This window comes from Paracoccus sp. SMMA_5_TC (assembly GCF_009696685.2).
In the GTDB taxonomy this organism is placed as follows: Bacteria; Pseudomonadota; Alphaproteobacteria; order Rhodobacterales; family Rhodobacteraceae; genus Paracoccus.
Map to the genome: position 1 here is coordinate 582,116 of NZ_CP102355.1, position 13,909 is coordinate 596,024.

General features: G+C 68.6%; 13 protein-coding genes. 9 read left to right on the forward strand and 4 right to left on the reverse strand.

All coding sequences use genetic code 11. From position 1 onward, the window contains the following. Nucleotide 1 precedes the first annotated feature (1 nt). The 9 genes from GB880_RS02935 to GB880_RS02975 all read left to right on the forward strand — a co-directional run bounded on the left by GB880_RS02935 (nt 2) and on the right by GB880_RS02975 (nt 8,290). A complete protein-coding gene (locus tag GB880_RS02935) occupies nt 2–823 on the forward strand; it encodes a 4-(cytidine 5'-diphospho)-2-C-methyl-D-erythritol kinase (protein ID WP_263467275.1) in 822 nt (273 codons plus the stop codon). Nucleotides 824–854: 31 nt separating this feature from the next. Next, complete coding sequence (locus GB880_RS02940; protein WP_154494037.1) at nt 855–1,601, forward strand: pyridoxine 5'-phosphate synthase; 747 nt, start codon at nt 855–857, stop codon at nt 1,599–1,601. 7 nt (nt 1,602–1,608) lie between these two features. Further along, nucleotides 1,609–2,031, forward strand: a complete 423-nt coding sequence (gene acpS, locus GB880_RS02945; protein ID WP_154494038.1) for a holo-ACP synthase — start codon at nt 1,609–1,611, stop codon at nt 2,029–2,031. 57 nt (nt 2,032–2,088) lie between these two features. After that, on the forward strand, nt 2,089–2,880 hold the full coding sequence (gene lepB / locus GB880_RS02950) for a signal peptidase I (RefSeq protein WP_154494039.1): 792 nt from the start codon (nt 2,089–2,091) through the stop codon (nt 2,878–2,880). Between the two features lie 42 nt (nt 2,881–2,922). Then, the gene (rnc, locus tag GB880_RS02955; protein ID WP_154494040.1) at nt 2,923–3,612 is read left to right on the forward strand and encodes a ribonuclease III; all 690 of its coding nucleotides are present in this window, start codon (nt 2,923–2,925) and stop codon (nt 3,610–3,612) included. Then, a complete protein-coding gene (gene era / locus GB880_RS02960) occupies nt 3,609–4,520 on the forward strand; it encodes a GTPase Era (RefSeq protein WP_154494041.1) in 912 nt (303 codons plus the stop codon). The genes rnc and era overlap by 4 nt, the downstream gene beginning before the upstream one ends. Further along, nucleotides 4,513–4,848, forward strand: coding sequence for a DUF1491 family protein (locus tag GB880_RS02965; RefSeq protein ID WP_154494042.1), 336 nt, complete (start codon nt 4,513–4,515; stop codon nt 4,846–4,848). Before era ends, GB880_RS02965 begins: the two co-directional genes overlap by 8 nt. A gap of 97 nt (nt 4,849–4,945) precedes the next feature. Beyond that, complete coding sequence (gyrB, locus tag GB880_RS02970) at nt 4,946–7,384, forward strand: DNA topoisomerase (ATP-hydrolyzing) subunit B (RefSeq protein ID WP_154494043.1); 2,439 nt, start codon at nt 4,946–4,948, stop codon at nt 7,382–7,384. 153 nt (nt 7,385–7,537) lie between these two features. Continuing rightward, on the forward strand, nt 7,538–8,290 hold the full coding sequence (locus GB880_RS02975) for an outer membrane protein (protein ID WP_154494044.1): 753 nt from the start codon (nt 7,538–7,540) through the stop codon (nt 8,288–8,290). 52 nt (nt 8,291–8,342) lie between these two features. Here GB880_RS02975 and pdeM read toward each other — a convergent pair whose 3' ends face one another. Genes pdeM through GB880_RS02995 form a run of 4 tightly spaced genes read right to left on the reverse strand, consistent with a single transcriptional unit; the run spans nt 8,343 to nt 13,904 of the window. Next, nucleotides 8,343–8,984 (reverse strand): ligase-associated DNA damage response endonuclease PdeM, encoded by a 642-nt coding sequence (gene pdeM / locus GB880_RS02980; protein WP_154494045.1) that lies wholly within the window; start codon nt 8,982–8,984, stop codon nt 8,343–8,345. Beyond that, nucleotides 8,981–11,371, reverse strand: coding sequence for a ligase-associated DNA damage response DEXH box helicase (locus GB880_RS02985; RefSeq protein ID WP_154494046.1), 2,391 nt, complete (start codon nt 11,369–11,371; stop codon nt 8,981–8,983). The genes pdeM and GB880_RS02985 overlap by 4 nt, the downstream gene beginning before the upstream one ends. Then, nucleotides 11,371–12,915: a cisplatin damage response ATP-dependent DNA ligase gene (locus tag GB880_RS02990; RefSeq protein ID WP_154494047.1), complete on the reverse strand. Its 1,545-nt coding sequence runs from the start codon at nt 12,913–12,915 to the stop codon at nt 11,371–11,373. The genes GB880_RS02985 and GB880_RS02990 overlap by 1 nt, the downstream gene beginning before the upstream one ends. Then, on the reverse strand, nt 12,912–13,904 hold the full coding sequence (locus GB880_RS02995; RefSeq protein ID WP_154494050.1) for a ligase-associated DNA damage response exonuclease: 993 nt from the start codon (nt 13,902–13,904) through the stop codon (nt 12,912–12,914). Before GB880_RS02995 ends, GB880_RS02990 begins: the two co-directional genes overlap by 4 nt. Nucleotides 13,905–13,909: the final 5 nt, after the last annotated feature.

Below are 13,909 nucleotides of genomic sequence, written 5' to 3' on the forward strand. Positions count from 1 at the left end.
CATGAGCCTGCCCCGGCGCGAACCGGCCCCGGCCAAGGTGAACCTGACGCTGCACGTGACCGGTCGGCGCCCCGACGGCTACCACCTGCTTGATTCGCTTGTGGTGTTTCTGGCGCTGGGCGATGTGGTGACGGTCTCGCCCGGGCCGCTGTCGCTGACGCTGGGCGGGCCCTTCGCCGGCCCCTTGGCGGCCGAGGCCGACAACCTGTGCCTGCGCGCCGCCCGTCTTGCCGGGCGCGAGGTGCGCATCCATCTGGAAAAGCACCTGCCGGTCGCCTCGGGCATCGGCGGCGGCTCGGCCGATGCGGCGGCGGTGCTGCGGGCGCTTGATGTCCGTCCGGCGCAGCCCGAACGGCTGGGCGCGGATGTGCCGGCCTGCCTGCTCAGCCGACCCTGCCGGATGCGCGGCCTGGGCGACATCGTCGAACCGCTGCCGCCGCTGCCGCCGCTGCATCTGGTGCTGGTCAATCCCGGTCAGGCGCTGGCGACGCCCGCAGTGTTCGGCGCGCTTCGCCGTGCCGACAATCCGCCGATGCCCGAACGGCTGCCGGCATTTCCCGACAGCGCGGCGCTGATCGATTTCGTCGCCGGCTGCCGCAACGACCTTGAACCCCCGGCGCTGGCGCTGATGCCGCAGATCGGCGATTGTCTGGCGGCGCTGCGCGATCACGGCGCCGCGCTGGCGCGGATGTCGGGATCGGGCGCCACCTGTTTCGGGCTGTTCCTCGACGCCGCCGCCGCCCGCGACGCCCGCGACGCCCTGCGCGCCGCCCGGCCGGGCTGGTGGGTCGCCGCCTCTGGACTTGCCGCGCCAAATCCCTAAACCTGCGTGCATTTCCAACCGGAGAGCCACCATGCTGCGCCTGGGCGTCAACATCGATCACGTCGCCACCATCCGCAATGCCCGCGGCACGCCCTGGCCCGACCCGGTGCGGGCCGCGCAGCTTGCAGAACAGGCCGGCGCCGACGGCATCACCGCGCATCTGCGCGAAGACCGCCGCCATATCTCGGACCAGGACATCGACCGGCTGATGGCGGCGCTGCGCCTGCCGCTGAACCTGGAAATGGCCGCCACCGCGGAAATGCAGGCCATCGCCCTGCGTCACCGGCCACACGCGGTCTGCATCGTCCCCGAACGGCGCGAGGAACGCACCACCGAAGGTGGGCTGGACGTGGCTGGCAACCGCGACTTTCTGGCCGATTTCATCGCCCCCCTGCGCGAGGCCGGCTGTCGCGTGTCGCTGTTCATCGGCCACGAGCCCCAACAGATCGAGGCCGCGGCCCAGATCGGCGCCGCCGTGGTCGAACTGCATACCGGCGCCTATTGCGACCTGCATCTTGAAGGTCGTCCGGCGGAACGCGACCTGGAACTGGCGGCCTTGCGCCGGGGCGCGGCCCAGGCCAGCCTGCTCGGGCTCGAGGTGCACGCCGGCCACGGGCTGACCTTCGACACCGTGGCCCCGATCGCCGCCATTCCCGAACTGCGCGAACTGAACATCGGCCATTTCCTGATCGCCGAATCGGTGTTCATGGGCCTGGACGCCGCGATCCGCGAGATGCGCCGGCGCATGGACGTGGCGCGGGTGCAGGCGACGGCATGACCGCGCCATGATCCTGGGCATCGGCAGCGACCTGGCCAATATCGAACGCATCGCCGGGGTGCTGGCGCGCCACGGCGACCGTTTCCGAAACCGGGTGTTCACCGCGCGCGAACTGGCGCTGGCAGCCCGCCGCGCGCATGAGGCCGCGACCCTGGCCAAGCGCTGGGCCGCCAAAGAGGCCTGCTCGAAGGCGCTGGGCACCGGCCTGGCCATGGGCATCAGCTGGAAGGACATGGCGGTGCGCAACCTGCCCTCGGGTCAGCCGACGATGGAACTGACCGGCTGGGCGGCCGAACGGCTGGCGGCGATGACGCCTGCGGGCCATGTCGCGCGCGTGCATGTGACGCTGACCGACGATCACCCCTGGGCGCAGGCGCTGGTGGTCATCGAGGCGATTCCCGAAACCGTGAGGCCCGGCGCCGGCGCTTGACTTTGCCGGCCCGCGCGGCCCATGAACGCGCGACTTTCGCAGAAAGGAACGGCATCCATGGCCAAAAGCACTGCCCGCAAGGATGGGGGCATCTGGGAGACCATCAAGACCATCTTCTGGGCGCTGCTGATCGCGGGCGTCTTTCGGACGCTGTTCTTTCAGCCGTTCTGGATCCCCTCGGGCTCGATGAAGGACACGCTGCTGATCGGCGATTTCCTGTTTGTCAACAAGATGGCCTATGGCTATTCGGCGGTGTCCTGCCCGTTTGGCCTCTGCCCGATCTCGGGGCGGATCCTGGCCTCGGAACCGCAGCGCGGCGATGTGGTGGTGTTCCGCCACCCCACGCGGGGCGACGATTTCATCAAGCGCCTGGTCGGCCTGCCCGGCGACCGCATCCAGATGCGCGACGGCATTCTCTACATCAACGGCACCGCGGCGCCGCAGACCCCCGCCGGCACCTTCACCGAGGCGCAAGAGCCGCAGGGGCCGCAAGGCAGCCTGCCCTGCCCCGGCCAGATCGCCGCCGCCAGCGACGGCCAATGCGTCGCCCAAAGGTTCACCGAAACGCTGCCTAATGGCGTCAGCCACGACGTGCTGAACCTGGCCGACAACGGTCCGGGCGACAACACCCCCGAATTCACCGTCCCCGAGGGGCATTACTTCTTCCTGGGCGACAACCGCGACAATTCGGGCGACTCGCGCTGGCCGGCGTCTGTGGGCGGGGTCGGCATGGTGCCGGCGGAAAACCTGATCGGCCGGGCCGACCGGGTCATGTTCTCGTCGGCGGGCAAGTCGCTGCTGTATTTCTGGACCTGGCGGCCGGACCGCTTCTTCAAGGCCGTCGATTGAGGATCGTTGCCGCGGCCAGACCCGCCGTGGCACAATGGGACGATGAAGATTTCCGCCGAACTGCAAGCCTTTTCCCGACGCCTGGGGCACGAATTCTCGCGCCCCGAACTGCTGCAACGCGCGCTGACGCATGGCTCCAGCTCGTCGGTGACACGACCCGACAACCAGCGGCTGGAATTCCTGGGCGACCGGGTCCTGGGCCTGACCATGGCCGAGGCGCTGTTTTCTGCCGACAGCGCCGCCACCGAAGGCCAGCTGGCGCCACGCTACAACGCCCTGGTCAAGGGCGAAACCTGTGCCGCCGTCGCCCGCAGCATCGGCCTGGGCGAGGTTCTGAAGCTGGGCCGGTCCGAAATGCTGTCGGGCGGCCGGCGCAAGGATGCGCTGCTGGCCGACGCGATGGAGGCGGTGATTGCCGCCGTCTATCTGGACGCGGGTTTCGAGGCGGCACGCGCCACCGTGCTGCGGCTGTGGGCCGACCGGCTGAAGAACGTCGGCGACGATGCCCGCGACGCCAAGACCGCCCTGCAGGAATGGGCGCAGGCCCAGGGCATGGCGCCGCCGCGCTATGTCCAGACCGCGCGCAGCGGCCCCGACCACGCCCCCGAATTCGAAATCACCGTCCGGCTGGACGACGGCCGGGAAGCCGTCGCCCGCGGCCAGGGCACCAAACGCAGCATCGAGCAGGCCGCCGCCCAGGCGCTGCTGGAGCAGATCGAAGGCACCCCATGACCCAGACACGCGCGGGCTTTGTCGCCCTGATCGGCGAACCCAATGCGGGCAAGTCCACCCTGCTGAACCAGATGGTGGGGGCGAAGGTCTCGATCGTCACCCACAAGGTGCAGACCACCCGCGCCCGCATCCGCGGCATCGCCATGGCCGGCGACAGCCAGATCGTCTTTGTCGACACCCCCGGCATCTTTCGCCCGCGCCGGCGGCTGGACCGCTCGATGGTCAAGGCGGCCTGGGGCGGGGCGGCCGATGCCGACATCATCCTGCTGCTGATCGAGGCCCACCGCGGCCTGACCGAGGGCGCCCAGGCGATCATCGCCCAGCTGCGCGACCACGCCGGCCAGACCCCGGTGGCGCTGGTCATCAACAAGATCGACCGCGTCAAGGCCGAGGCGCTGCTGGCGCTGTCGCAACAGGCCAACGAGGCGTTCCCCTTCGTGCGCACCTTCATGATCTCGGCCGAAAAGGGCTATGGCTGCGACGACCTGCGCGACTGGCTGGCGGCGGAACTGCCGGCCAGTCCCTGGCTTTACCCCGAGGACCAGGTCGCCGACCTGCCGATGCGCATGATCGCCGCCGAAATCACCCGCGAAAAGCTGACCCTGCGCCTGCACGAGGAAATCCCCTATCAGCTGACGGTCGAGACCGAACGCTGGGAAGAGAAAAAGGACGGCTCGGCACGGGTGGATCAGGTGGTCTATGTCTCGCGCCCTGGCCACAAGGGCATCGTGCTGGGCAAGGGCGGCGAGACGATCAAGGCCGTGGGCCAGGCCGCGCGCGCGGAACTGGCCGAATTCATGGGCCGGCCCGTGCATCTGTTCCTGCAGGTCAAGCTGCGCGAGAACTGGCTGGACGAGGCCGAGCGCTACACCGAGATGGGCCTGGATTTCCGCGACGGCGATGGCTGAGCCGCGACTGGCCACCGGCATCTGGGTGGCGGCCTATCTGCGCCGGCTGGGCCTGGCCGACATTCCCGCCTATGTGCTGCATCGCGGCGACGATACCGCCGGCAGCGTGCTGGTCAAATGCGCCAGCCTGGACGGCCAGGCCAGTCTGTGGGCGCGCGAATGGGATCTTGCCAGCGACCGGCGACACTGGGCGCTGGTGATGCAGGCCGACGAGGCGGCGATCGACGCCCGCATCGCCCGCGAACGCGGCCGCGACCCCGACCTGTGGGCCGTCGAGATCGAAAGCCGCGATGGCCGCACCCTGCTGGATCAGGACGGGCTGGCGTGACGGCCCCGGCGCCGCCACGGCAAATCTTGTGGCTTTCCCGTGACATTCCGCCCGCTTGCCCCTATAAGATGCCAGCCCAAGGCAGGATAAGAATACGATGAGCGACCCCGCCCCCCAGCCCATGGATTATGGCGCCGATTCCATCAAGGTTCTCAAGGGCCTGGAAGCCGTGCGCAAGCGTCCTGGCATGTATATCGGCGACACCGACGACGGCTCGGGCCTGCATCACATGGTCTATGAGGTCGTGGACAACGGCATCGACGAGGCCCTGGCGGGCCATGCCGATTTCGTTCGCGTCAAGATCCATGCCGATGGCAGCGTCTCGGTGCGCGACAATGGCCGTGGCATCCCGGTGGACATGCACCCGACCGAAGGCGTCTCGGCGGCCGAGGTCATCATGACCCAGCTGCATGCAGGCGGAAAGTTCGACCAGAACAGCTACAAGGTGTCGGGCGGCCTGCACGGCGTCGGCGTTTCGGTCGTGAACGCGCTGTCGGACTGGCTGGAACTGCGCGTCTGGCGCAACGGCAAGGAACATTTCGCACGGTTCGAGAACGGCGACACGGTCGAACATCTGCGCGTGGTGGGCGATGCCGCGCCCGGCGAAAAGGGCACCGAGGTGCGCTTTCTGGCCTCTTCGAAAGAAGATCGGCCCGATGGCACCTTTTCCAACCGCGACTACAGCTACAAGGTGCTGGAAAACCGGCTGCGGGAACTGGCCTTTCTGAACTCGGGCGTGCGCATCATCCTTGAAGATGAACGGCACGCCGAGCCGCTGCGCACCGAACTTTACTACGAAGGCGGCGTGCGCGAGTTCGTCAAGTTCATCGACCGCTCGAAAACGCCGGTGATGTCCGACCCGATCTTCATCCAGGGCGAGCGCGGCGGCATCGGGGTCGAGGTGGCGATGTGGTGGAACGATAGCTACCACGAAACCGTGCTGCCCTTTACCAACAACATCCCGCAGCGCGACGGCGGCACCCATCTGGCCGGCTTTCGCGGCGCGCTGACCCGTGTCATCACCAAATATGCCCAGGACAGCGGCATCGCCCGCAAGGAGAAGGTGGATTTCACCGGCGATGACGCGCGCGAGGGCCTGACCTGCGTGCTGTCGGTGAAGGTGCCGGACCCCAAGTTCTCCAGCCAGACCAAGGACAAGCTGGTCTCCTCAGAGGTGCGTCCTGCGGTCGAGGGCCTGGTCGGCGAAAAGCTGGCCGAATGGTTCGAGGAAAACCCCGCCGAGGCGAAAACCATCGTCGGCAAGATCATCGAGGCGGCGCTGGCGCGCGAGGCGGCGCGCAAGGCCCGCGAACTGACCCGGCGCAAGACGGCGATGGACGTGGCTTCGCTGCCCGGCAAGCTGGCCGATTGCCAGGAAAAGGATCCGGCGCTTTCGGAATTGTTCATCGTCGAGGGCGACAGCGCCGGCGGCTCGGCCAAGCAGGGCCGGTCGCGCCAGAACCAGGCCGTGCTGCCCCTGCGCGGCAAGATCCTGAACGTGGAACGCGCGCGTTTCGACCGGATGCTGTCCAGCGACCAGATCGGCACCCTGATCACCGCGCTGGGCACCGGCATCGGCCGCGACGAATTCAATCTGGACAAGCTGCGCTATCACAAGATCGTCATCATGACCGATGCCGATGTCGACGGCGCGCATATCCGCACGCTGCTGCTGACCTTCTTCTTCCGTCAGATGCCCGAGCTGATCGAGGCGGGGCATCTCTATATCGCGCAGCCGCCGCTTTACAAGGTGACGCGCGGCCGGTCCGAGGTCTATCTGAAGGACGAGGCCGCGCTGGAAGATTACCTGATCGAACAGGGCATCGACGGCGCCAGCCTGCGGCTGGGCAGCGGCGAACAGATCACCGGCGCCGACCTGGCCCGCGTGGTCGAAGAGGCGCGGCTGGCGCGTCGGTTGCTGCGCGCCTATCCGACGCATTACCCGCCCCATATCACCGAACAGGCCGCCATCGCCGGTGCACTGGTGCAGGGCCGCGTCGATGCCGATGCCCAGGGGGTGGCCAACAGCGTCGCCGCGCGGCTGAACCTGATCGCCGCCGAATACGAACGCGGCTGGACCGGCCGACCGACGCAGGATCACGGCATCCGCCTGACCCGGCTGCTGCGCGGGGTCGAGGAAAGCCGCACCCTGGACGGGCCGATGCTGCGCAGCGCCGAAAGCCGGCGTCTGGGCGCCATGACCGAAAGCCTGCAGGAAACCTATGGCCATGGGGCGCATCTGATCCGCAAGGATCGCGACACCCCGATCCACGGCCCGCTGGATCTGCTGAAGGCGATCTTCCTGGAAGGCGAAAAGGGCCTGTCGCTGCAGCGCTACAAGGGTCTGGGCGAGATGAACCCCGAACAATTGTGGGAAACCACGCTGGACCCGGCTGCGCGCACCATGCTTCAGGTCCGCATCGAGGATCTGTCCGAGGCCGACGACATCTTCACCAAGCTGATGGGCGATGTGGTCGAGCCGCGGCGCGATTTCATCCAGCAGAACGCGCTGAGCGTGGAAAACCTGGACATCTGACCGTCGGCATGTCGCGTCATCTGTTGCGGGGATGTCGCGATGCTGACGAAATGGCTAAAGCTTGACGGGTCCTGCTTGCGAGTCGGGCCTGCCGTGCTAATTTCATGGAAATGGTTTCAGCCGTGCGCCACACGGCAGGTGTATTTTCGGGGAATGATGATGCGTTTTCTTGGCAAGACCGTGGCTTCGGGCGTTCTGGCGACAGCAGCAGCGATTCTGGGCGCCGCCGGCGCGCAGGCCGGGGGATTCGTGGCTCCGGTGGTCGAGGCCGCACCGGCCGCCGTGGCACCGGTGGCGGGTGCCTGGCAGGGTGCCTATGCCGGCCTGACGCTTGGCTATGCCTTCAACGGCGAGGATCGTTTCGGCCTGCATGATGCCGGCGACGATTTCCTGGGCGATGTCGGAACACTGAAGCTGAAGGGTGTGAACGCCGGGCTGCGCGCCGGCTATCGCTGGCAGCGTTCGAACTGGGTCTATGGTCCCGAACTGGCCTTCGACCTGGGCGACGTCAAGGATTCGGTGACCAGTTCGGTCGCGGGCGTGGGCACCGATCTGACCGCGGAATCCAAGATCCGCAACGTCCTGTCGCTGAGCGCAAAGGTCGGCTATCTGGCCCAGCCCGACCTGCTGGTATTCGGCAAGGCAGGCGCGGCGCGCGCCGATGTCGATTACAGCTTCAGCGGCACCGATGACAGCGGCGCCAGCTTCGCCGAGGGTGCAGACTTCGCCAAGACCGGCTATATCCTGGGCCTGGGCGTCGAAAAGCAGATCAGCGATCGGATGTCCCTGTCGGGCGAATACGAATATGCCAATTTCGGCAAGGAAACCCGTCAGTTCGGCGACAACACCACCGAGGCGACGGCCAAGTATCACAATGTCAAGCTGGGCCTGAACTTCAAGTTCTGATCGCCTGCAAACCGGTGACGACAGGCCGTCCCCCGGGGGCGGCCTTTCTGTATCAGCGCAGCGGCACCACCAGCGCCCGACGGCCGCAGGCGATGCCCAGGCCCTGCGGCACCAGCGCGCGCAGCGCCGGATCATCCCGGCTCAGCCCGCCGGTATAGGTTCCATAGGCCGGCAGGATCAGATGGTCGCGGCCCAGCAGAAAGGCCCGCCGGCGCTGCCCGGCCAGCGACAGCACCGGATGATAATGCCCCGAGATGTCGGGCCCGGACCCGGCCTGATGGCGCAGCGTCACCGCGCCCAGCCGCAATTCCGCCAGCATCCGGCCCGGCATTGCTGGCGGCGCACCCGGATCGTGGTTGCCGCCGATCCAGACCCAGTCGCGCCCGCGCGCCATCGCCTCCAGCATCCGCACGGGCTCGGCCCCCAGCGCCGCCGCCGCCGCCAGATCATCGAACCCGTCGCCCAGGCTGATCACCCGTTGCGGGGCAAGGGCGGCGATATCCTGGCCCAGGCGTTCCAGGGTCGCCAGCGTCTCATAGGGTGGCAGCAGCGCGCCGCCGCGCCGGGCCATGCGCTCGGACTTGCCCAGATGCAGGTCGGCGACGATCAGCCAGCCGCCCTGCGGCCACCACAGCGCGCCGCCGGCCCGCGCCACCAGCCGCAGCCCGTGGAAATCGAACGCGTAATCGCTCATGTCAGCCTGTCCAGCCCGGCCGCCTGCATCAATGCCTCGGCCTCGCGTTCGGCCAAACGCTCGCGGCCCTCGCCCCGGATCGGCACCTTGCCCATCTCGAGCAGCAGGGGTGCCGCAAGGGGCGAGACACGCGCCAGCATCCGGTGTTCGCGCCGCGGCGATCGGGCCAGCATCTCCTCGATACGGCCGAAATCGACCAGGCCGCGGCCGGCCTCGTCCGCGGTGATGCGCAGCAACAGGTGGTCGGGGTCATATCGGCGCAGGGTGTCATAAAGAATGTCGCTGGAAAAGGTCGCCTGCCGGCCGGATTTGCGCTGGCCGGGGCTGTTGCGCTGGATCAGCCCGGCGATGGTGGCGACAGTGCGAAAGCTGCGCTTCATCACCGCATTGTCGCCCAGCCAGTCGCCCAGCCCGCCGCGCAGCCGCGACAGGGCCAGCAACGGCGCCGGATCGGCCACCGGGTCCAGCGACCAGACCAGCAGCGCATAATCGGTGGCCAGAAAGCCCAGCGGCCCCAGCCCGTCGGCCTCCATCTCGCGGGTCAGCAGCAGGCCCAGGGTCTGCAACGCATTGCGCCCGGCAAAACCGTAAAGCACGAAGTGCCAGCGCCCGGCATGGGGAAAGCTTTCCGACAGCAACAGGCCGGGTTCGGGCAGACGCGATTGCTGCGCCTGCAGCGCCAGCCAGTCGCGGGCGTCGGCGGGCAGCAAAGGGTGCCGGTCGGGATCGCCCAGCAGCGCCAGCACCCGATGCGCCAACTGCGTGGACATCGCCAGCTTGAGCCCGGAAAAGACCGCGATCCGCGGCTGCGCCCCCGGCTGCGGCGTCACCTCGACCACCATTTCGCGCAGCGCATCCATCCGCACCACCCGCCCGCCGATCAGGAAACTGTCGCCGGGGCTGAGCGTCGCGGCAAAGGCTTCCTCGACCTCGCCCAGGGCTGCGCCGCCGCGCCCGCGGAGCCGCACCTGCATCATCTCGGCCTCGACGATGGTGCCGATGTTCATGCGCAGCAGCCGCGCCGCGCGCGGATCGCGCAGCCGCCAGCGCCCGTCGCGCAGCATCAGCCGCTGCCAGCGGTCATAGGCGCGCAGCGCATAGCCGCCGGTGGCGGCGAAATCCAGGCAGGCGTCGAAATCGGACCGCGTCAGCGCGCGATAGGGGCCGGCGCTGCGGACCTCGGCATAAAGCGCATCGGCGTCGAAGGGGCCGGCGCAGGCGGTCAGCAGGATATGCTGGCACAAGACATCAAGCGGCCCGGGCCCGCGCGGATCGCCATCCAGATCGCCGGCCTGCACCGCCTCGAGCGCGGCGACGCATTCGATCTGCTCGAAACGGTTGGCGGGCACGATCCGCGCGCGCGAGGGCGCATTGTAGCGGTGATTGGCGCGGCCGATGCGCTGGACCAGGCGCTTGACGTTCTTGGGCGCGCCGACCTGGATCACCAGATCGACCGCCCCCCAGTCGATGCCCAGGTCCAGGCTGCCGGTGGCCACCACGGCGCGCAACTGCCCGGCGGCCATCGCCGCCTCGACCCGCTGGCGCTGTTCGCGCGCCAGGCTGCCGTGGTGCAGGCCGATCGGCAGGTTGTCGTCATTGGCCGCCCATAGCGCCTGAAAGAACAATTCCGCCTGGGCGCGGGTATTGATGAAGATGATGGTGGTGCGCGCCTGACGCACCGCCGCCAGGACCTCGGGGATGGCGTAATGGCCGCCGCCGCCGGCCCAGGGTGCCGGGCGCGCGGTCGGCAGCATGGCGATGTCGGGGTCCGGCCCGGGATCTGCGGCGACGATCTCGACCGGCGCTGCACCCGCCATGAACCCGGCCAGGGCTTGCGGGTCGTCGACCGTGGCCGACAGTCCGGTCACGCGCAGCCCCGGCGCCAGCGCCCGCAGCCGTGCCAGCCCCAGCATCAGCTGATCGCCACGCTTGCTTTCGGCCAAGGCGTGCAATTCGTCCAGCACCACCCGCCGCAGCCGCCCGAAGATCGCCGGCGCCTCGGGATAGCTCAGCATCAGCGCCAGGCTTTCGGGGGTGGTCAGCAGGATGTCCGGCGGGTCGCGGCGCTGGCGGCGGCGCTGGCTGGCGGCGGTGTCGCCGGTGCGATCCTCGATCCGCAGCGGCAGTTCCAGTTCGGCGACCGGCCGGCGCAGGTTGCGGGCGATATCGGCGGTCAGCGCCTTCAGCGGCGACACATAAAGCGTATGCAGCCCCCCCTGCGGCTGCTGCAATTCCACCAGCGACGGCAGGAATCCCGCCAGGGTCTTGCCGCCGCCGGTGGGTGCGATCAGCAGGCTGTCGCCCGTTGCCGCCAGCAGGGCCAGCTGATGCGGATGCGGCTGCCATCCCTGCCGCGCGAACCAGTCGCGAAAGGCGCCGGGCAGCATCACAGCAGCGCCTCGAGCGTTTCCAGCCGGTCGGCCTCGGCCGCGGGCTTGTCCCAGCGGATGCGGCTGATGCGGGGAAAGCGCATCGCCACGCCGGATCTGTGCCGGGCAGAACGATTGAGCCCCTCGAAGGCGACCTCGACCACCAGTTCCGGTGCCAGCGCCCGGACCGGGCCGAAACGCTCGACCGTATGGTTGCGCACAAAGCGGTCCAGTTCGCGCAGCTCGGCATCGGTAAAGCCGAAATAGGCCTTGCCCACCGGCACCAGCTGATCGCCCTGCCACAGGCCAAAGGTGAAATCGGAATGAAACCCCGACCGCTTGCCATGGCCACGCTGGGCATACATCAGCACCGCATCCACCACCATCGGGTCGCGTTTCCACTTGAACCAGGGACCACGCGGCCGGCCGGCGACATAGCTGCTGTCGCGGCGCTTGATCATCACCCCTTCGATCACGGCCTCGGGCGGGTCGGCCCGCAGCGCCGCCAGATCCTGCCAGCTACCAAAATCGAGCAACGGCGAAATGTCGATGCGGGGGTCGAAATCAGCGGCTTCCAGCAACGCGCGGCGCTGTTCAAGCGGCAGCGCCCGCAGGTCGCGACCCTGCCAGAACAGCAGATCGTAAAGCCGCAGCGCCGCCGGGTGGCTGGCCAGCAACCCCCGCCCCACCGTCTTGCGGTTGAGCCGGCGTTGCAGCTCGCCAAAAGGGGCCACCCGCCCGTCCCGTCGCACCAGCAATTCGCCATCGGCCGTGCCGTCGAAATCCATCGCCGCGATGACATCGGGAAACGCGGCCGAGATATCCTCGCCGTTGCGGGAATAAAGCCGCCGCTGGCCGCCCTCGCAAACGGCCTGAACGCGGATGCCATCCCATTTCCATTCCGCAAGGAAATCGCCGGGATCCAGTGCCGACAACTGGTCCAGATCGGTGGGCGTGGCCAGCATCACCGGCCGGAACGGCGCCAGCGCCGCGCTGTCGGGGCGCGCGCCCCCACCCAGCCAGCCAAACAGCGGCAGATAGGGCGGGCTGAGCCCGTGCCAGACCTCTTCCAGGTCGGCAACGGTCGGCGTGCCCATGCTGGCCAGCGCCATCCGCGCCATCCGCGCCGACAGGCCGACGCGCAGGTTGCCGGTGGCCAGTTTCAGAAAGGCCAGCCGTTCCGAGCCGCCCAGCCGGTCCAGCATGGTGGCGATGGCGGCGGGCAGTTCGGCCTTGGGCGTGGTTTGCAACAGCGCCACCGCCTGCGACAGCGGCGGGTCGTCCTGGGCGCCCTCGGGCCAGATCAGGGCGATGGTTTCGGCCAGATCGCCGACGAAATCATAGCTCAGCGCCAGCAGCTGCGCATCGATGCGCTGTGCCGCCAGGCCGCGCAGCAGCGACGGCGTGACCCGGCGCAGGTCCAGATCGCCGGTCAGCGCCGCCAGCGCCCAGCCCCGGTCCGGATCGGGCGTGCGTTCCAGGTAATGCACCAGCAATTGCAGCTTGGCGTTGCGGGCGGGCGTGAAGGCCAGGCGTTCCAGCAATGCGGCAAAGGCTTTCATTCGCCGGCCTCGTCCTCGTATCCCACCAGGCGCAGCGGTCGGGCGGGGATGCCCGCCAGTTCGCACCAGCGCATCACCCCGTCCTCGGCCCCGTGGGTGACCCAGACCTCGGCCGGGGCCAGTTCCGTCAGGGTCGCGGTCAATTGCGGCCAGTCCACATGGTCGCTGATGACCAGCGGCAGTTCGACGCCGCGCTGTCGCGCCCGAGCCCGCACCGCCACCCAGCCCGAGGCAAAGCCGATGACCGGATCGCGAAACCGCTGCACCCAGGGGCTTGCAAAGGCCGAAGGCGGCGCGATCACCAGCTGCGCCGCGACATCCTGCGCGGTCGCCGGCACCAGGGGGCCCAGCGCGATCCCCTGATCCTGATAATAGTCGCAGAGCGTTTTCAACGCCCCGTGAATGGCGATCGGGGCGTCGTAGCCCGCCGCCCGCATCAGCGCGATCACATGCTGGGCCTTGCCCAGCGCATAGGCGCCGACCAGATGCGGCCGGTCGGGAAATTCCGCCATGCTGGCCAGCAGCTTGGCCGCCTGGCTGGCCGGATCGGGAAAACGGAACACCGGCAGGCCAAAAGTGGCCTCGGTCACGAAGATGTCGCAGGCCACGGGCTGAAACGGCGCGCAGGTCGGGTTGGGGTGGCGCGAATAATCGCCCGACACCACGATGCGCTGGCCCTTGCCGGTCACCGCGATCTGGGCCGACCCCAGCACATGCCCGGCCGGGTGAAAGCTGACCTCGACCCCGCCCAGGCGCAGCGGCCCTTCGACCGCCTGCGTGCTGCCGGCAAAGCCTTCGCCCATGCGCAGGCGCATGATCTGCAACGTCTGCGCCGTCGCCAGCACCGCGCCATGCCCCCAGCGCGCATGGTCGGAATGGCCGTGGGTAATCAGCGCCCGCGCCACCGGCCGCAGCGGATCGATGTGGAAATCGCCTTGCGGGCAGTAAAGCCCCTGATCGGTCGGCAAAAGAATCGGCTCGCTGCCCATGCGCA